A 17,751-nucleotide genomic window follows, 5' to 3' on the forward strand; every position below is an offset into this window, starting at 1 on the left:
TTTACGCCTTCTCCACTACCAGTTCACCGAACAGGCCGCCGAGCGCGGCGCCAGCCGTCGTGCCCGCCGACACGCGGACCACCGATTCCGCGAGATTCGCATCGCGGACCGCGGGCAACGTCACCGACAGATTGCCTTGGCGAATACGCACTGCTTCGCCATCCTTCAGACCGAGCTTGTCGAAGAGCGCGGTCGGAAGGCCCGCCACGTTCGCATCGCGTGCGGCTGCCGTCAAATGCAACGAGGGCGCGCGGCGCACGAGCGCATCGGCGTGATAGATCGGTACATCGGCGAGACGCTGCAGGCCGCTGCCGTTCAACACGACGTTCGATGCAGCGCGCTTGGCCTGCACCGTCGTCTTGTTCGACAGACGCGCGGTCAGATCGCCCGTACCCAACGCCGCGACACGCACTTCGTCAGCGGTGTCGAACTCGAAACCCGGCAGGCCGAGGATCGTGCCCAGCACGCGCAACACCTTCCAGCCCGGACGCGTCTCGCCCAGCGCGCGCACGACGCCATTGAACGACTGAGCCGTGCCTTCCGCGTTGACGAACGTACCCGACGTTTCCGTGAACGGCGCGATCGGCAGCAGCACGTCCGCGTAGTCCATGCCGTGCTTGAACGGCGACATCACGACGACCATTTCCGCTGCCTTGAGCGCGGCGATGGCTTGCGCCGGATTGGCCGTATCGAATTCCGGTTCCGCGTTGAAGAGCACGTAGCCCTTGCGCGGCTGCTCGAACACTTCGCGCGCGTTGAGACCGCCCTCGCCCGGCAATGCATCGACGAGATGCGCGCCGACCGAGTTCGCCCCTTCCGTGAGGAAGCCGAGCGTCGCGCCGGTATTGTCGGCGATCCACTGGGCGGCCGCCTGAATCTGCGCGAAATCCGGATGCTGAACCGCGAGGTTGCCGAGCAGCACGACGCGCTGTTCGCCCGCCGACAGCGACGCCGCGACGTCCTTCGCCGCGGCCGACACTTCGCGACCCGCGAATGCGTCCGGCAGCGCGACGCCGCGCGCTTCCGAAACCGCCGCAGCGATGCCCGCAAGCTGATCGAGCCACGCCGACGGCGCCGCGACCAGGCGATGCGCGGTCGGGATCAGCGAGTCGTCGTTGCTTGCGTTGAGGAACGTGAGCTTCGCGCCGTTTTTCGCGGCCTGACGCAGACGCGCGGCAAACAGCGGATGATCGCGACGCAGGAACGAGCCGATGACGAACGCAGTGTCGATAGTCGACAGATTCGCGATCTTCGTGCCGAGCCACGGCGCGCCGACGCCGACCGGCGCCGAGAAATCGTTCTGACGCAGACGGAAATCGACGTTCGGCGTGCCGACGCCTTCAGCCAGCGTCTTCAGCAGATGCAGTTCTTCGACCGTGCTGTGCGGCGTGGCCAAAGCGGCGATGGCATTCGCGCCGTGATCCGCCTTGATGCCCTTCAGGCCCTTCGCGACGTACTCGAGCGCGGTCTGCCAGTCGGTTTCGATCCAGTTGCCGCCCTGCTTCAGCATCGGCGCGGTGAGACGCTCGTCGCTGTTCAGGCCTTCGTACGAGAAGCGGTCCTTGTCGGAGATCCAGCATTCGTTGATGGCTTCGTTCTCCATCGGCAGAACGCGCATCACGCGGTTGTTCTTCACCTGCACCACGAGGTTCGCGCCGACGGAATCGTGCGGGCTCACCGACTTGCGGCGCGACAGTTCCCATGTACGGGCGCTGTAGCGGAACGGCTTGCTCGTCAACGCGCCGACCGGGCACAGGTCGATCATGTTGCCCGACAGCTCCGAATCCACGGTCTTGCCGACGAACGACGTGATTTCCGAATGCTCGCCACGGCCCAGCATGCCGAGCTCCATCACGCCGGCGACTTCCTGGCCGAAGCGCACGCAGCGCGTGCAGTGGATGCAGCGCGACATCTCTTCCATCGAGATGAGCGGACCGACGTTCTTGTGGAACACCACGCGCTTTTCTTCGCTATAGCGCGACTGCGACTTGCCGTAACCGACGGCCAGATCCTGCAATTGGCACTCGCCGCCCTGATCGCAGATCGGGCAATCGAGCGGGTGGTTGATCAGCAGGAATTCCATCACCGACTGTTGGGCCTTCACGGCCTTGTCCGACGTCGTGCGGACGATCATGCCGTTCGATACCGGCGTGGCGCAGGCGGGAACGGCCTTCGGCATCTTTTCGACTTCGACGAGGCACATCCGGCAGTTCGCCGCGATCGACAGTTTCTTGTGATAGCAAAAGTGAGGGATGTACGTATCGACCTTGTGCGCAGCCTGGATCACCATGCTGCCTTCAGGCACCTCGACCGCCTTGCCGTCAATTTCTAGTTCAACCATGATGGATAAAGATCCTCAACCCTTCTCGAGCGTTGTCGCGCATCTGACTGCGCGCCTGATTACGCGGTAAGCGCTTCGGACGGCGCGTGATGCGCGTGCCCGCCGACGAGACAATGCTTGTGCTCGACGTGATATTCGAATTCGTCCCAGAAGTGCTTGAGCATGCCGCGCACGGGCATCGCCGCTGCATCGCCGAGCGCGCAGATCGTACGGCCCATGATGTTCTCGGCGACCGAGTTCAGCAGATCCAGATCTTCCTTGCGGCCGAGACCGTGCTCGATGCGATGCACGACGCGATACAGCCAGCCCGTGCCCTCACGGCACGGCGTGCATTGGCCGCACGACTCTTCATAGTAGAAGTACGACAGGCGCAACAGCGAGCGCACCATGCAGCGCGTTTCGTTCATCACGATGACCGCGCCCGAGCCCAGCATCGAGCCGGCCTTCGCGATCGAGTCGTAGTCCATGTCGGTCGCGAGCATCATGTCGCCCGGCACGACCGGCGCGGATGAGCCGCCCGGAATCACGGCCTTGATCGACTTGCCGCGCACGCCGCCCGCCAGTTCCATCAGCGTCGAAAACGGCGTTCCGAGCGGAATCTCGTAGTTGCCCGGACGGTTCACATCGCCCGAGACGGAGAAAATCTTCGTGCCGCCGTTGTTCGGCTTGCCGATCTCGAGGTAATTCTGCGGGCCGATTTCCAGCAGGAACGGCACCGCCGCGAACGTCTCGGTGTTGTTGATCGTGGTCGGCTTGCCGTACACGCCGAAGCTCGCCGGGAACGGCGGCTTGAAGCGCGGCTGGCCCTTCTTGCCTTCGAGCGATTCGAGCAGCGCGGTTTCTTCACCGCAGATGTACGCGCCGTAACCATGGTGCGCGTACAGCTCGAACGAGAAACCCGAGCCCAGGATGTTCGCGCCCAGATAGCCGGCCTGACGCGCTTCTTCGAGCGCCGCTTCGAACACGCGATAGACTTCGAAAATCTCGCCGTGGATATAGTTGTAGCCGACGGTGATGCCCATTGCATACGCGCCGATGGCCATGCCTTCGATCAGCGCGTGCGGATTCCAGCGCAGGATGTCGCGATCCTTGAACGTGCCCGGCTCGCCTTCGTCCGAATTGCAGACGAGATACTTCTGCCCCGGAAACTGACGCGGCATGAAGCTCCACTTCAGGCCGGTCGGAAAGCCCGCGCCGCCGCGGCCGCGCAGACCCGACGCCTTGACGTCGGCGATCACCTGCTCGGGTGGAATCTTTTCTTCGAGAATGCGGCGCAACTGCTTGTAGCCGCCGCGCGCGACGTAATCTTCGAGATGCCAGTTCTCGCCATTGAGGCCAGCGAGGATCAGCGGCTTGATGTGACGATCGTGGAGTGACGTCATTTCGAAAGTTCCTCGATCAACTGGTCGATCTTCTCGCGGCTCATGAAGCTGCACATGCGATGGTTGTTCACGAGCAGCACAGGTGCGTCGCCGCACGCGCCGAAGCACTCGCCTTCTTTCAGCGTGAACTTGCCGTCGGGCGTGGTCTCGCCGAAATCGATTCCAAGCTTCTGCTTGAGATATTCGGCAGCGCTGTCCGAACCGCCATCCGGGCCGAGCTGGCAGGGCAGATTCGTGCAGAGCGTGATCTTGTGCTTGCCGACCGGCTTCAGCTCGTACATCGTGTAGAACGTGGCGACTTCCTGCACCGCGACCGGCGGCATGCTCAGGTAATCGGCCACGAACTGCATGATTTCGGGCGAGAGCCAACCATGCTCTTCCTGAGCGACAGCGAGCGCCGCCATCACCGCCGATTGCTTTTGCTCGGCGGGATACTTCGCGACCGCGCGATCGATTTCTTTCAGGCCTTCAGCTGAGATCATTTTCAGACACGACTCTTTCAATTCCTACCGAACGAAAACCTGCCGCGCCCTTCGTATTGCGGCAGACCTGGCGTTCCTGCGGGTTCCTGTTATTGCTTTCGCGTTTCTTGCGCAGCGGCTCGGCGAGCCGACCGCGCAGGCGCCGATGAATCAGCGATCGATCTCGCCGAACACGATGTCTTGCGTACCGATGATCGTCACTGCGTCGGCGATCATGTGGCCTCGCGCCATTTCATCGAGCGCTGCGAGGTGTGCATAGCCCGGCGCGCGAATCTTCAGGCGATACGGCTTGTTCGCGCCATCCGAGATCAGGTAGATGCCGAACTCGCCCTTCGGATGCTCGACCGCAGCGTACGTTTCGCCTTCCGGCACATGGAAGCCTTCGGTAAAGAGCTTGAAATGATGAATCAGCTCTTCCATGTTGCTCTTCATGCCGACGCGCGACGGCGGTGCAACCTTGTGATTATCGACCATCACAGGGCCAGGATTCTTGCGCAGCCACGCAATGCACTGTTTGGCGATGCGCGTCGACTGGCGCATTTCTTCCACGCGCACCAGATAGCGGTCGTAGCAGTCGCCGTTCACGCCGACGGGGATGTCGAAGTCGAGCTGATCGTACACTTCGTACGGCTGCTTCTTGCGCAAGTCCCACTCGATGCCCGAGCCGCGCAGCATCGCGCCGCTCAAGCCCATCTGCAACGCGCGCTCCGGGCTCACCACGCCGATGCCCACGAGACGCTGCTTCCAGATGCGGTTGTCGGTGAGCAGCGTTTCGTACTCGTCGACACAGCCCGGGAAACGATTGAAGAAGTCCTCGATGAAGTCGAGCAACGAGCCCTGACGGTTCTCGTTCATCTTGTCGAGCGCCTTCGCGTTGCGGATCTTCGACGCCTTGTATTGCGGCATCGCGTCCGGCAGATCGCGATAGACGCCGCCCGGACGATAGTACGCCGCGTGCATGCGCGCACCCGACACCGCCTCGTAGACGTCCATCAGATCTTCGCGCTCGCGGAACGCGTAAAGGAAGACCGCCATCGCGCCGACGTCGAGCGCGTGCGAGCCGATCCACATCAGATGGTTCAGCACGCGCGTGATTTCGTCGAACAGCACACGGATGTATTTCGCGCGGATCGGCACGTCGATGCCGAGCAGCTTCTCGATAGCGAGTACGTAGCCGTGCTCGTTGACCATCATCGACACATAGTCCAGACGGTCCATGTACGGCACGGACTGCAGGAAGGTCTTGGTCTCGGCGAGCTTCTCGGTCGCGCGATGCAGCAGACCGATGTGCGGGTCGGCGCGCTGGATCACTTCGCCGTCGAGTTCCAGCACGAGGCGCAGCACGCCGTGCGCTGCCGGGTGCTGCGGGCCAAAGTTCAGCGTGTAATTCTTGATCTCTGCCATGGCGTTCTCTTAATGTTTCAGACCGCCATAGCGATCTTCGCGAATCACGCGCGGCGTGATTTCGCGCGGTTCGATCGTCACGGGCTGGTACACCACGCGCTTCTCTTCCGGGTCGTAGCGCATTTCGACGTAGCCGGAAATCGGGAAGTCCTTGCGGAACGGATGGCCGATGAAACCATAGTCCGTGAGAATGCGGCGCAGATCGGGATGGCCTTCGAATACGATGCCATAGAGGTCGAACGCTTCGCGCTCGTACCAGTTCGCCGACGTCCAGATATCGACCACCGAAGCCACGATGGGCACTTCGTCGTCCGGAGCGAATACGCGCACGCGCACGCGCCAGTTGTGCGTGATCGAGAGAAGATGACTGACTGCCGCGAAACGCGGACCGTCGTAGACGCCGTCGCCATACGTCGAATAATCGACGCCGGAGAGGTCCATGAGCTGCTCGAAGCGCAGCGACGGGTCATCGCGCAACTGCTTGCAGACGTCCAGATAGTCGGCCGCCTTGACGACGACCGTCACCTGACCCAGCGACTCGGTAATGCTCTGGAGACGGCCGCCAAACGCCGTCTCGAGGTTCGCTTTGAGGGTCTCGAGTTTGCTTGCCATAGTTTGGGGAGACTCAGGCCCTTACTGACGGGCGATGGTGTTGGTGCGGCGAATCTTCGCCTGCAACTGGATCACGCCGTAGACCAGCGCCTCGGCGGTCGGAGGACAACCGGGAACGTAGACGTCGACCGGGACGATCCGGTCGCAGCCGCGCACGACGGAATACGAATAGTGATAGTAGCCGCCGCCGTTCGCGCACGAGCCCATGGAGATGACCCAGCGCGGCTCGGCCATCTGGTCGTACACCTTACGAAGCGCGGGCGCCATTTTGTTGCAGAGCGTGCCGGCGACGATCATCACGTCCGACTGGCGCGGGCTCGGGCGGAACACCACGCCGAAACGGTCCAGGTCGTAACGGGCGGCGCCCGCGTGCATCATCTCGACCGCGCAGCATGCGAGACCGAACGTCATCGGCCACAGGGAGCCGGTGCGCGTCCAGTTGATGAGCTTGTCAGCCGTGGTGGTGACAAAGCCTTCCTTCAAGACCCCTTCGATACTCATTTGTTTTCCACTCCAGATGAGCAGCCAGCCAAAGCCGCCCATGAATCCGGTGATCTAACTGTCATTCCCAGTCGAGTCCGCCCTTTCTCCAGATGTAGGCGAAACCGAGCAAAAATTCGAGCAGAAAAATCATCATCGCGATGAAACCAGGCCAGCCGATATCGCGCAGGGAAACACCCCACGGGAACAGGAACGCCGTCTCAAGGTCGAAAATGATGAAAAGAATCGCGACGAGATAGTAACGCACATCGAACTTCATACGCGCGTCTTCGAACGCTTCGAAGCCGCACTCGTACGGCGCGTTTTTCTCGGTGTCGGGCTTGTTGGGACCGAGGATCTTGCCAATGCTGACCAACGCTATACCTAAACCAAGGCCCACCAGAAGAAACAAGAAGACGGGGTAATAGGGTGCGAGGTTCAAGGCTATCCTCAGATCGGTAGATGTGGCCTGTAATTGATTGGGGCGCTTCAGCCGGGACGGACCACCCGGCAGGAGATATCACTTGGGACCGCTCACGATATCAGCACAACGTGACAACCGCTTTGATGTTGTCGATGCCGCCGCAAAAACGTAAGCGTACTCCAGAAGTGACAATGCCAGCCGAAGCGATGCAAGCGGCTGGCATTGGATAACTTTGGTGCCGACGGCGAGACTCGAACTCGCACAGCTTTCGCCACTACCCCCTCAAGATAGCGTGTCTACCAATTTCACCACGTCGGCACTGTACTGCAATCCGGGAAAACTACTTCTTAATTGCCGCGAATCGCTTCAAGACTTGAATTATAACTGGACCCTTGGAATTGTTCAACGCACAAAATGCAAAATCCGCGAAAAATCTGTTCCGTCGTTATTTGGGCACGTCAGCACCCGGCGCCGACGATGCAACCGGTGCCGACACAGGCGCAGACGCTCCTGATGCGGCCACGGCCGGAGCCGATGCCGGCACAGGAGCCGCACCGCCCAACACACCCGCGGACGTCTGCGGCTTATAGCTTCCGAGATAGGTCAGCGCCAGCGTCGTCACGAAGAAGATCGCGGCGAGAATGGCCGTGGTACGCGACAGAAAGTTGGCCGAACCCGTCGCACCGAACAGACTGCCCGATGCGCCGCTGCCGAACGCCGCGCCCATGTCCGCGCCCTTGCCGTGCTGGAGCAGCACGAGGCCGATTACACCCAACGCCGACAGCAACTGAACGACGATAATCAATGTCTTCAAATACAGCATTTCAACTCACCCGATTCCTGATGTTTCCGTGACACCTTCGTGTCGCACTATGCTCTTTCGCCTGCCCTGCCCGCTCGCCGTTCGACGCTCAATGCGTCACGGTTTGCGCCGCCCGGCAGATCGCCAGAAAATCTTTCGACTTCAGCGACGCGCCGCCAATCAGCCCGCCGTCGATGTCTTTCTGCCCGAACAGCTCTTCCGCGTTTTCCGGCTTCACGCTGCCGCCATACAAGAGCGGCACGTTCGCAACCGTTGCGCCCTTCTCCAGCAGCTTGTGACGCAGAAACGCATGAACATCCTGCGCCTGCCCCGGCCGCGCGGTCTTGCCCGTACCGATCGCCCAGACCGGTTCGTACGCGACCACGATGCCCGCCGCCTGCTCTTCCGTGAGCGCCTGCAACACGGCTTCGAGCTGCGTGCCGATGATCCGCTCCGTCGTGCCCGCCTCACGTTCTTCCAGCGTCTCGCCGACACAGACGATCGGCGTAAGGCCCGCTTCGATCGCGCGCTGCGCTTTCGACGCGACGAGTTCCGGACTTTCGCGATGATACGCGCGTCGCTCCGAATGCCCGACGATCGCGTACGTGACGCCGAAGTCCGCCGCCATCTCGGCCGCGACTTCGCCGGTGAACGCACCGCCCGTATGCGCCGACACGTCCTGAATGCCCCAGCGCACCACCGAGCCGCTGAGCAGCGCTTGCGATTGCGCGAGATACGGACACGGCACGCACACGCCGACGCTCACGCCCTTCTGCAAAGCCGATGCGCCCGCGGCGACCTCGATCAGCAAGGTCGCATTTTCTCCGATGCGGCCGTGCATCTTCCAGTTGCCCACCACCAGTTTCGCTCGTTCTCTGGACATATGTCTCGTCAGTCGGTGGCGGCTTGTTGCATGCACGTGGTCAGCCGCCCTGTTATAAGAATGAACCGCTACGAACCGCAAACTGCCTGCAAAACAGGCGATTTTACTGTGTTACGACGAAACCGGTCAAACCATCAAAAGCGAGCCGCAACATGAAACGCTCGCTCCCGGCGAATTTCACGCGTCGTCGCGCCAGTCGAGCACGATCTTGCCGACGTGCGTACTGCTTTCCATCAGTGCGTGCGCGGCGGCTGCATCGCGCGCCGGGAACACCTGATGGATCACCGGCTTGATGCGCCCCGCCTCGATTTCCGGCCAGACGCGCTCCTTCAGCTTCGCCGCGAGCTTCGCCTTGAATGCGACGGGACGCGGACGCAGCGTCGAACCCGTGATGACGAGACGCCGGCGCAGCACGTCGTTCAGATTGATCTCCGCCTTCGCGCCGCCGAGCAGCGCAATCACGCAGATGCGCCCGCCGTCGGCAAGCGCCTTGAGCTCGCGCTGGAGATAGTCGCCAGCGACCATATCCAGAATGACGTCGACGCCGCGATCGTTCGTCAGCGACTTCACTACTTCGACGAAATCTTCCGTCTTGTAGTTGATCGCCCGCTCCGCGCCGAGCGCTTCGCACGCGCGGCACTTTTCATCGGTGCCGGCCGTGGCGAACACGCGAAAGCCGAGCGCTTTGGCGATCTGAATCGCCGTCACGCCGATGCCGCTCGACCCGCCCTGCACGAGCAGCGTTTCTTCCTCGCCGTTCTCGCCCGCGCCCAACTGACCGCGTTCGAACACGTTGCTCCACACCGTGAAGAACGTCTCCGGCAAGGATGCCGCCTCGATGTCCGACAGACCCTTCGGCACCGGCAGACACTGTTCGAGCGGGGCCACCGCGTATTCGGCGTATCCGCCGCCCGCGAGCAGCGCGCACACGCGATCGCCTTCTTTCAGACCGAACGGGTTGTGCTTCGGATCGAAATCGCCATCGACGATTTCACCGGCAACCTCCAGCCCCGGGAGATCCGACGCGCCCGGCGGCGGCGCATAAGCGCCCTTGCGCTGGAACACGTCCGGCCGGTTGACGCCGGAAGCGGCCACCTTGATCAACACCTCGCACTTGCCCGGCGCAGGCGTCGGACGCTCGCCGAGTTTGAGAACTTCGGGTGCGCCGAACTCAGTGATTTCGATGGCCTTCATATGCTCTCCCTGTGCCGCCCAGAGTTAGTGTGCATCCGAACCGGATGGCACTGCGCGCGCCTCGAAGCAATCCGCGCTCCACACACTGCCATCGAGTCCGATGACGCGTCGGACAATGCATAGCGTCCCAAGCGTCATACATGAAAACGGCCGGCTCGCTGAAGCGGCCGGCCGTCTACACATTACCGCATTACTGCTGCGGGTGCGTCGGTTCTGCCTGCTGCGCGCCTTCGTTCAGAAGCGCCTTCGCCGACAGACGCACACGACCCTTTTCGTCCGTCTGGATGACCTTGACCTTCACGATCTGGCCTTCCTTCAGATAGTCGTTGATGTCCTTCACGCGCTCGTTGACGATCTCAGAGATGTGCAGCAGACCGTCCTTGCCCGGCAGAATGTTCACGATCGCGCCGAAATCGAGCAGCTTGAGCACCGGGCCTTCGTAGACCTGGCCGACTTCCACTTCCGCCGTGATGTTCTCGATGCGCTTCTTCGCGTCGGCCATGCCTTCCGCGCTCGTGCTCGCGATCGTCACGACGCCGTCGTCCGAAATGTCGATGGTCGTGCCGGTTTCTTCCGTCAGCGCGCGGATCACGGAACCGCCCTTGCCGATCACGTCGCGGATCTTCTCCGGATTGATCTTGATGGTGATCATGCGCGGCGCGTAGTCCGACAGTTCCGTATTCGTCGTCGGAACGGCGGCGGTCATCTTGCCGAGGATGTGCATGCGGCCTTCCTTGGCCTGCGCCAGCGCGACCTGCATGATTTCCTTCGTGATGCCCTGGATCTTGATGTCCATCTGCAGCGCCGTGACGCCCTGCGACGTGCCGGCCACCTTGAAGTCCATGTCGCCGAGGTGATCTTCGTCGCCGAGGATGTCGGTCAGAACCGCGAACTTGTTGCCTTCGAGGATCAGGCCCATCGCGATGCCCGCGACGTGCGCCTTCATCGGCACGCCGGCGTCCATCAGCGCGAGGCAGCCGCCGCAGACGGAAGCCATCGACGACGAACCGTTCGATTCAGTGATTTCCGACACGACGCGAATCGAGTAGCCGAACTCGTCGGCGCTCGGCAGGCACGCGACCAGCGCGCGCTTCGCCAGACGGCCGTGGCCGATTTCGCGGCGCTTCGGCGAACCGACGCGGCCGGTTTCGCCCGTCGCGAACGGCGGCATGTTGTAGTGAAGCATGAAGCGCTCGCGGTATTCGCCTTCGAGTGCGTCGATGCTTTGCTCATCGCCCTTCGTGCCGAGCGTCGCGACGACGAGCGCCTGCGTTTCGCCGCGCGTGAAGAGCGCCGAGCCGTGCGTGCGCGGCAATACGCCCGTACGAATTTCGATCGGACGAACGGTGCGCGTGTCGCGGCCGTCGATGCGCGGCTCGCCGTTCAGGATCTGCGTGCGGACGATCTTCGCTTCGATATCGAACAGGACGTTGCCGACCGTCGCCGCATCGGCCGCGACCGTGCCGCCCGTCGCGGCTTCTTCCGCCAGCTTCGCCGACGTCGCCGCGTAGACTTCCTTCAGCTTGGCCGAGCGCGCCTGCTTGTTGCGCAACTGATAAGCCGCTTCGAGTTCCGGCTTGGCGATTTCCGTGACGCGCGCGATGAGCGCTTCGTTCTTCGGCGCCGGCTGCCAGTCCCACTCGGGCTTGCCGCCTTCGCGCACGAGTTCATGGATCGCGTCGATGGCGGTCTGCATCTGCTCGTGGCCGAAAACGACCGCGCCGAGCATCACTTCTTCGGACAGCTGCTGCGCTTCCGATTCGACCATCAGCACCGCGCGCTCCGTGCCCGCGACGACCAGATCGAGCGCCGATTCCTTCATCTGCGGGCGCGTCGGGTTCAGCACGTACTCGTTGTTGATGTACGCGACACGTGCCGCGCCGACCGGACCGTTGAACGGCAGTCCCGACACGGCGAGCGCGGCGGACGCGCCGATCAGCGCCGGGATGTCGGCCGGAACATCCGGGTTCAGCGACAGGACGTGGATCACGACCTGAACTTCGTTATAGAAGCCTTCCGGGAACAGCGGACGCAGCGGGCGGTCGATCAGACGCGAAATCAGCGTTTCGCCTTCCGACGGACGGCCTTCGCGGCGGAAGAAGCCGCCCGGGATCTTGCCGGCGGCGTAGGTCTTTTCGAGGTAGTCGACGGTCAGCGGGAAGAAGTCCTGGCCCGGCTTGGCGGTCTTCGCGCCGACGACGGTTGCGAGCACGACGGTATCTTCGACATCGACGATCACCGCGCCGCTCGCCTGACGGGCGATTTCACCCGTTTCGAGGCGGACGTTGTGCTGTCCCCACTTGAACTCTTTGACGATCTTATTGAACATTTCGACTCCTTCTACGTTTGCGCCGCGCCGGTCGACTGGCGCGTGCGGGAAGGTCCGGAGCCACGCTTGAGAGGTGTGTTATGCCATTCCAGCGCGATGCGCTTCGATGAACGTCGTCGCGCTGGAATGACACAAAGCTCCGCTGCGAGGCTGGACCGAGTGTCGGACCGGATGGACTCATCCGGGATAAAGCTTATGAACTGCCGAAACTTCCGACTGCGTGGCAACTACGGGCGCCGATTGCCGAAAACACGATCGGGCACCACTTCGCGACCGAAACGCACAAAAACAAAGTGCCTGTATCAGCGGACTGACACAGGCACTTCATTAGGACGTTGGCCGCAAAGCCACGCTTGGCGCCAATTACTTGCGCAGACCCAGCTTTTCGATCAGCGAGCGATAACGATCCGCGTCCTTGCCCTTCAGGTAGTCGAGCAGCTTACGACGACGGCTCACCATGCGCAGCAGACCGCGGCGGCTGTGGTGATCCTTCGAGTGCGACTTGAAGTGGACGGTGAGTTCGTTGATGCGGCTCGTCAGCAGTGCGACTTGCACTTCGGGAGAACCGGTGTCGTTTGCGCCGCGTGCGTATTCAGCGACGATGTCGGATTTCTTGATTTCTGCTACGGACATTTGCTTTTCCTTTGATACAGACAGGCGGTCACGGAAGAAAGGCCGTGCCGTGGATTTACAAAAAGTGAATCGTTTCCGGCAATGCGCCAAAAACGAAGCGCAGAGTATAGCACAGTGCAATGTCTCGCCGAAGCACTTCTGCGCGGGGCGAATCGGCGCCTTAGCGCGGCGGGCGCGACATGCGGCACGTCGTCGGTTGCGCGGTCTTGTCGGCGGGGACGCTCAGAAGCGTGCGGAAGCCGTAGCCCGAGCCTTCGTTATCGAGCGCGACGCCTTTCGTTCCCGCCTTGTCCATTTCCATGACGTAAAGGGGCTGGATCACCTGATGATCTTCGGCACGCACGGTCATCGGGTGGAAGCCTTCGCCGTCGAACTTCATGCCTTCGAGCGTGCGCGCCACCGCGAGCGGGTCCGCGCTTTTTGCGCGCGTCATCGCGGCGGCGAGCATTTCTACCATCAGCGGCATACGCGCGACAAGGTAATCGTCCGCGGCGGCAGGATAGCGGGCTCTGAACGCGCGATAGTACGCCTCCGACGCAGCGCCGCCCGCATTCGGATGCCAGTCCGCCACGGCGATCACGCGCTTCACGCCGGCATCGCCGAGCGCGGCCGGAGCGCCCAGACTGTTGCCGTAGAACGTGTAGAACTTCGTGTCGAGCCCCTGCTCGCGCGCGGCTTTGACGAGAAGCGTCAGATCGTTGCCCCAGTTTCCAGTGATTACCGCGTCCGCTCCACTCGCGCGGATTTTCGCGATGTAAGGCGCGAAATCCTTCACGCGCCCGATCGGATGAAATTCGTCGCCCGCGATCGCGATATCCGGGCGCCGCTCCTTGAGCGCGCGCTGTGCCTCGCGGCTCACATCGTGGCCGAAGCTGTAATCTTGATTGAGCAGATAAACCTTCTTCACCGCGCGATCGTCTTTCAGCGCATCGGCGAGGGCATCCATCCGCATGCCGGCGTGCGCGTCGAAGCGGAAATGCCAGAAACTGCACGCGTCGTTGGTGAGCGCTGGATCGTCGGCGGAATAATTGAGGAACAGCACGCGGCGATCCGGCTCGCGAGCGTTTTGGCGGTCGACAGCCGCTACGAGCGCCGCCGCCACCGCCGAACTATTGCCCTGCATGACGAAGCCGATCTTCTCGTCGATCGCCGCACGCAGCTGCACGAGACTCGCCTCGCTGCTGCCCTTGCCATCGAGCACGACGAGTTGCAGCGGATGCGCGCCGTCCGCGAGCTTCACGCCGCCTTGCGCGTTCACGCGCTCGACGCCGAAACGCAGATTGCGCTCGACCATTGCGCCGGCGTTCGCGAACGGGCCGGACATGCCTTCGATCAGCGCGAGCTTGATGGGTGGCAATTCGGCCGCCCGCGCCGTCATGGACAAGGCAAGACACGCCGATGCCGCGATGCGCAGCCATTGCATCGCGCGCGCGCTGGTTCCGTTCTTCATGAGTTTCCGCCGATCCGCCGAAAGCGCGGATCATAGGCTGCAGCGCGCGCCCCGCGCAAGTCGCGATTGCCGACACATCGGCTTGAATGCCGCGACGTATCGGAGAATGCTTTGCCGCGCGCGCATGTCAAAATCACGGGAAACATCGAACAAACGCTGCTCGCCGCCGCGAGGAGCAAGCACGTGGAGACTTCAATGCTGCACATACTCAACCGCATGCGCGCATCGCTGACATGCGCCGGGGTCGCGCTCCTTCTGTCCGCCTGCGCGCAGCCGTGGCAGAACTATCAGGCTGGCGCGGATGCCTCGACGATCACCGCCCGCCTCGGCCCGCCGCGCGAAATCTACGATCTGCCCAATGGCGGCAAGCGGCTGATGTGGCCGACGCAACCGCTCGGCGAATTCACCACCGCCGCCGATATCGACGCTTCCGGCAAGATCGTCAATGTTCGGCAAGTGCTCGACGAAAACGAGTTCTACAAGGCGCAGATCGGCACCTGGACGAAGCAGGACGTGCTCGTGAACTTCGGGCGGCCCGTGGAGACGTCGTACTTTCCGCTGATGAAGCGCGAAGTCTGGACCTATCGCTACATGGAGGCGAACATCTGGTATCTGATGTACAACTTCTATTTCGACGAGCAGGGCATCTTGCGCATGACGCAGAAAACGCCCGATCCGTTGCACGATCCGGATCGGCGCAATCTGTTCTGAGCGCATCGACGCCATGTAAAAAGCCCTCGCGAAGAGGGCTTTTTTGCGTTTCGACCGATCGAATCAAAGCTGCGGATTGAGCTTTTCGACCTTCGAATGCAGCTTGTTCAACGCGGCGATGTACGCCTTCGCCGACGCCGCGACGATGTCCGGATCCGTGCCCACGCCGTTCACGATGCGACCGCTCTTCGACAGACGCACGGTGACTTCGCCCTGCGCCTGCGTGCCGGTCGTGATCGCGTTGACCGAATACAGCACGAGCTCCGCGCCGCTCTCGACCTTCGATTCGATCGCGTGCAGCGTCGCATCGACCGGACCGTTGCCGCGCGCTTCGCCCGTGACTTCGGTGCCTTCCACCGCGAACACGACCTTCGCTTGCGGCTGCTCGCCGGTTTCCGAATGCTGCTTCATCGACACGAAGCGGAAGTGCTCTTTCGCCTGCGCCTCGGCGGATTCCTCGGAGACGATCTGCATGATGTCTTCGTCGAAGATTTCGGCCTTGCGGTCGGCGAGATCCTTGAAGCGCGCGAATGCCGCGTTCACATCTGCTTCGGATTCGAGCGTCACGCCCAGTTCTTCCAGACGCTGCTTGAACGCATTTCGGCCCGACAGCTTGCCGAGCACGATCTTGTTCGCGCTCCAGCCCACGTCTTCCGCGCGCATGATTTCGTAGGTGTCGCGCGCCTTCAGCACGCCGTCCTGATGGATGCCCGAAGCGTGCGCGAACGCATTGGCCCCGACGACCGCCTTGTTCGGCTGCACGACGAAACCGGTGATCTGCGAGACGAGCTTCGAGGTCGGCACGATCTGCGTCGTGTCGATGCCCAGATCGAGGCCGAAGTAGTCCTTGCGCGTCTTCACCGACATCACGATTTCTTCGAGCGACGTATTGCCCGCGCGCTCGCCCAGACCGTTGATCGTGCATTCGACCTGACGCGCGCCGCCGATCTGCACGCCCGCGAGCGAATTCGCGACCGCCATGCCGAGGTCGTCGTGGCAATGCACCGACCAGATCGCCTTGTCGGAGTTCGGCACGCGCTCGCGCAGCGTCTTGACGAGATTGCCGTAGAGCTCCGGCACGCCGTAGCCGACCGTATCCGCGATATTGATGGTGCGCGCGCCTTCGTCGATCACGGCTTCGAGCACGCGGCAGAGATAATCGATATCCGAGCGGCTGCCGTCTTCCGGCGAGAATTCGACATCATCCGTGAACTTGCGCGCGAAACGCACCGCGAGACGCGCCTGGTCGTAGACCTGCTCCGGCGTCATGCGCAGCTTCTTCTCCATGTGCAGCGCCGAGGTCGCGATGAACGTGTGGATACGGAACTGGCCGGCGGGCTTGAGCGCATCGGCGGCGCGCTGGATGTCCTTGTCGTTCGCGCGGGCGAGCGAGCAGACCGTGCTGTCCTTCACGAGCCCCGCGATGGTGTGGATCGCGTCGAAGTCGCCGTTCGAGCTGGCCGCGAAGCCCGCCTCGATCACGTCGACCTTCATGCGTTCCAGTTGCTTCGCGATGCGGATCTTCTCTTCCTTCGTCATCGACGCGCCGGGGGACTGCTCGCCATCGCGCAAGGTCGTGTCGAAGATGATCAACTTGTCTGCTGCCATGTTGGGCTCCTGTGGGGAGATTTATCGATTGTTGGAGATATCGAGACGAAACTCAAAAGGGAATTCGGGTGTTCGCGCCACCGCTGGCGTCGAAAACCTGAATGGACGAGCAGACGGGAGGCGTGAAGGATCAGCGCGGTAGGCGCGCTAGCAGCGATAGTGCGCGTAGCGACGCACTAGCCGGAAACAACGAGAAGGGGAACGTGAAAAAGTTCATTCAAAAACTATAACGACTTTTGATGACCTGTGCAATGAGGCTTTCCGATTGCGCCGATTGACGCTGCCTCGCGCCCGAACGCAAAATAAAAAAGCCTGCGTCCGCATAGGAGGCAGGCTTTTTTCGATGCCGACAGACGATCAGTAACCGCCGATCGACGCGCTCACGCGCTGGCGCAGTTCCGCGCCGTCGCCGACTTGCGCGTTCTCGATGCGACGCGCGCCCTGAAAACGCTTTTCCCAATAGCCGTCTTCCATGTCGTCGACACGGATCGTGCTGCCGGTCGACGGCGAATGCACGAACTTGTTGTCGCCGATATAGATGCCGACGTGGGAGAACGAGCGGCGCATCGTATTGAAGAATACGAGGTCGCCCGGCTTCAGATCGGAGACGGTCACTTTCTCGCCGACCCGGCTCATTTCCTCGGCGCGGCGCGGCAAGGTCATGCCGAGCGTGTCCTGGAAAACGTAGCGGACAAAGCCGCTGCAATCGAGACCGGAATCCGGCGTGTTGCCGCCCCAGCGATAACGCACGCCGATCATGTTGAGCGCGCCGACGACGACGTCGCCCGCCTTGCTCGCCACGCCCGACAGAAACGACTTCGCGCCGCCCGGATTGCTGGCGGCGTCTGCGCTTGCTGCATCGCTGGATTTGCTGGAGAAAATGCCGTTGTTGGCATTTTGGCTGCTACTGCTGACTTCGTCGGCGAACGCGCCGGAAGTTGTTGTCATCAGAAGGCCGATTAACATGCTCGCGGCGGCGCGCGCACATGTCTGAGTCATCGTTAGTGGCTGCATCG

General features: G+C 62.2%; 16 protein-coding genes and 1 tRNA gene. 1 reads left to right on the forward strand and 16 read right to left on the reverse strand.

The window, feature by feature from the left end:
* Position 1: 1 nt before the first annotated feature.
* The 14 genes from nuoG to NCR93_RS08690 all read right to left on the reverse strand — a co-directional run bounded on the left by nuoG (position 2) and on the right by NCR93_RS08690 (position 14,416).
* Complete coding sequence (gene nuoG, locus NCR93_RS08625) at positions 2–2,341, reverse strand: NADH-quinone oxidoreductase subunit NuoG (RefSeq protein WP_175983175.1); 2,340 nt, start codon at positions 2,339–2,341, stop codon at positions 2–4.
* Between the two features lie 59 nt (positions 2,342–2,400).
* Complete coding sequence (nuoF, locus tag NCR93_RS08630; RefSeq protein ID WP_008341740.1) at positions 2,401–3,723, reverse strand: NADH-quinone oxidoreductase subunit NuoF; 1,323 nt, start codon at positions 3,721–3,723, stop codon at positions 2,401–2,403.
* The gene (nuoE, locus tag NCR93_RS08635; RefSeq protein ID WP_008341741.1) at positions 3,720–4,205 is read right to left on the reverse strand and encodes an NADH-quinone oxidoreductase subunit NuoE; all 486 of its coding nucleotides are present in this window, start codon (positions 4,203–4,205) and stop codon (positions 3,720–3,722) included. Before nuoE ends, nuoF begins: the two co-directional genes overlap by 4 nt.
* 150 nt (positions 4,206–4,355) lie before the next feature.
* On the reverse strand, positions 4,356–5,609 hold the full coding sequence (locus NCR93_RS08640) for an NADH-quinone oxidoreductase subunit D (protein WP_008341742.1): 1,254 nt from the start codon (positions 5,607–5,609) through the stop codon (positions 4,356–4,358).
* Positions 5,610–5,618: 9 nt separating this feature from the next.
* Entirely contained in the window at positions 5,619–6,221 is a 603-nt protein-coding gene (locus NCR93_RS08645; RefSeq protein ID WP_008341743.1) for an NADH-quinone oxidoreductase subunit C, read from the reverse strand.
* Between the two features lie 21 nt (positions 6,222–6,242).
* Positions 6,243–6,722 (reverse strand): NuoB/complex I 20 kDa subunit family protein, encoded by a 480-nt coding sequence (locus tag NCR93_RS08650; RefSeq protein ID WP_006052903.1) that lies wholly within the window; start codon positions 6,720–6,722, stop codon positions 6,243–6,245.
* A 61-nt stretch (positions 6,723–6,783) separates the two neighbouring features.
* A complete protein-coding gene (locus NCR93_RS08655) occupies positions 6,784–7,143 on the reverse strand; it encodes an NADH-quinone oxidoreductase subunit A (protein ID WP_008341784.1) in 360 nt (119 codons plus the stop codon).
* Positions 7,144–7,358: 215 nt separating this feature from the next.
* Positions 7,359–7,443, reverse strand: a tRNA-Leu gene (locus tag NCR93_RS08660).
* A 127-nt stretch (positions 7,444–7,570) separates the two neighbouring features.
* Positions 7,571–7,948 carry a preprotein translocase subunit SecG gene (gene secG, locus NCR93_RS08665; protein ID WP_175983176.1) on the reverse strand — a complete coding sequence of 126 codons (378 nt, stop codon included), beginning with the start codon at positions 7,946–7,948 and terminating at the stop codon, positions 7,571–7,573.
* A gap of 88 nt (positions 7,949–8,036) precedes the next feature.
* On the reverse strand, positions 8,037–8,810 hold the full coding sequence (gene tpiA, locus NCR93_RS08670) for a triose-phosphate isomerase (RefSeq protein WP_008341786.1): 774 nt from the start codon (positions 8,808–8,810) through the stop codon (positions 8,037–8,039).
* Positions 8,811–8,987: 177 nt separating this feature from the next.
* Positions 8,988–10,004, reverse strand: a complete 1,017-nt coding sequence (locus NCR93_RS08675; RefSeq protein ID WP_175983177.1) for an NAD(P)H-quinone oxidoreductase — start codon at positions 10,002–10,004, stop codon at positions 8,988–8,990.
* A gap of 190 nt (positions 10,005–10,194) precedes the next feature.
* Positions 10,195–12,333, reverse strand: coding sequence for a polyribonucleotide nucleotidyltransferase (pnp, locus tag NCR93_RS08680; RefSeq protein WP_008341788.1), 2,139 nt, complete (start codon positions 12,331–12,333; stop codon positions 10,195–10,197).
* Between the two features lie 363 nt (positions 12,334–12,696).
* Entirely contained in the window at positions 12,697–12,966 is a 270-nt protein-coding gene (gene rpsO / locus NCR93_RS08685) for a 30S ribosomal protein S15 (protein WP_008341789.1), read from the reverse strand.
* A gap of 160 nt (positions 12,967–13,126) precedes the next feature.
* Positions 13,127–14,416 (reverse strand): branched-chain amino acid ABC transporter substrate-binding protein, encoded by a 1,290-nt coding sequence (locus NCR93_RS08690; RefSeq protein ID WP_175983178.1) that lies wholly within the window; start codon positions 14,414–14,416, stop codon positions 13,127–13,129.
* A gap of 195 nt (positions 14,417–14,611) precedes the next feature.
* On the opposite strand from NCR93_RS08690, the gene NCR93_RS08695 reads away from it, so the two are divergent.
* Positions 14,612–15,127: a hypothetical protein gene (locus tag NCR93_RS08695; protein WP_175983179.1), complete on the forward strand. Its 516-nt coding sequence runs from the start codon at positions 14,612–14,614 to the stop codon at positions 15,125–15,127.
* A gap of 63 nt (positions 15,128–15,190) precedes the next feature.
* On the opposite strand, the gene NCR93_RS08700 is transcribed toward NCR93_RS08695, so the two are convergent.
* Together NCR93_RS08700 and NCR93_RS08705 are read right to left on the reverse strand one after the other, a co-directional pair.
* On the reverse strand, positions 15,191–16,735 hold the full coding sequence (locus NCR93_RS08700) for a 2-isopropylmalate synthase (RefSeq protein ID WP_008341793.1): 1,545 nt from the start codon (positions 16,733–16,735) through the stop codon (positions 15,191–15,193).
* A 357-nt stretch (positions 16,736–17,092) separates the two neighbouring features.
* Positions 17,093–17,749: a C40 family peptidase gene (locus tag NCR93_RS08705; RefSeq protein WP_008341795.1), complete on the reverse strand. Its 657-nt coding sequence runs from the start codon at positions 17,747–17,749 to the stop codon at positions 17,093–17,095.
* Positions 17,750–17,751: the final 2 nt, after the last annotated feature.

The sequence above is a fragment of the Caballeronia sp. ATUFL_F1_KS39 genome, from assembly GCF_023630985.1.
Taxonomy (GTDB): domain Bacteria; phylum Pseudomonadota; class Gammaproteobacteria; order Burkholderiales; family Burkholderiaceae; genus Caballeronia; species Caballeronia zhejiangensis.

Coding starts and splice junctions, on each gene's coding strand:
- nuoF (WP_008341740.1), bottom strand. CDS start 3,723: ATGACGTCACTCCACGATCGTCACATCAAGCCGCTGATCCTCGCTGGC.
- NCR93_RS08645 (WP_008341743.1), bottom strand. CDS start 6,221: ATGGCAAGCAAACTCGAGACCCTCAAAGCGAACCTCGAGACGGCGTTT.
- NCR93_RS08650 (WP_006052903.1), bottom strand. CDS start 6,722: ATGAGTATCGAAGGGGTCTTGAAGGAAGGCTTTGTCACCACCACGGCT.
- NCR93_RS08675 (WP_175983177.1), bottom strand. CDS start 10,004: ATGAAGGCCATCGAAATCACTGAGTTCGGCGCACCCGAAGTTCTCAAA.
- nuoG (WP_175983175.1), bottom strand. CDS start 2,341: ATGGTTGAACTAGAAATTGACGGCAAGGCGGTCGAGGTGCCTGAAGGC.
- NCR93_RS08695 (WP_175983179.1), top strand. CDS start 14,612: ATGCTGCACATACTCAACCGCATGCGCGCATCGCTGACATGCGCCGGG.
- pnp (WP_008341788.1), bottom strand. CDS start 12,333: ATGTTCAATAAGATCGTCAAAGAGTTCAAGTGGGGACAGCACAACGTC.
- tpiA (WP_008341786.1), bottom strand. CDS start 8,810: ATGTCCAGAGAACGAGCGAAACTGGTGGTGGGCAACTGGAAGATGCAC.
- NCR93_RS08640 (WP_008341742.1), bottom strand. CDS start 5,609: ATGGCAGAGATCAAGAATTACACGCTGAACTTTGGCCCGCAGCACCCG.
- rpsO (WP_008341789.1), bottom strand. CDS start 12,966: ATGTCCGTAGCAGAAATCAAGAAATCCGACATCGTCGCTGAATACGCA.
- nuoE (WP_008341741.1), bottom strand. CDS start 4,205: ATGATCTCAGCTGAAGGCCTGAAAGAAATCGATCGCGCGGTCGCGAAG.
- NCR93_RS08705 (WP_008341795.1), bottom strand. CDS start 17,749: ATGCAGCCACTAACGATGACTCAGACATGTGCGCGCGCCGCCGCGAGC.
- secG (WP_175983176.1), bottom strand. CDS start 7,948: ATGCTGTATTTGAAGACATTGATTATCGTCGTTCAGTTGCTGTCGGCG.
- NCR93_RS08690 (WP_175983178.1), bottom strand. CDS start 14,416: ATGAAGAACGGAACCAGCGCGCGCGCGATGCAATGGCTGCGCATCGCG.
- NCR93_RS08700 (WP_008341793.1), bottom strand. CDS start 16,735: ATGGCAGCAGACAAGTTGATCATCTTCGACACGACCTTGCGCGATGGC.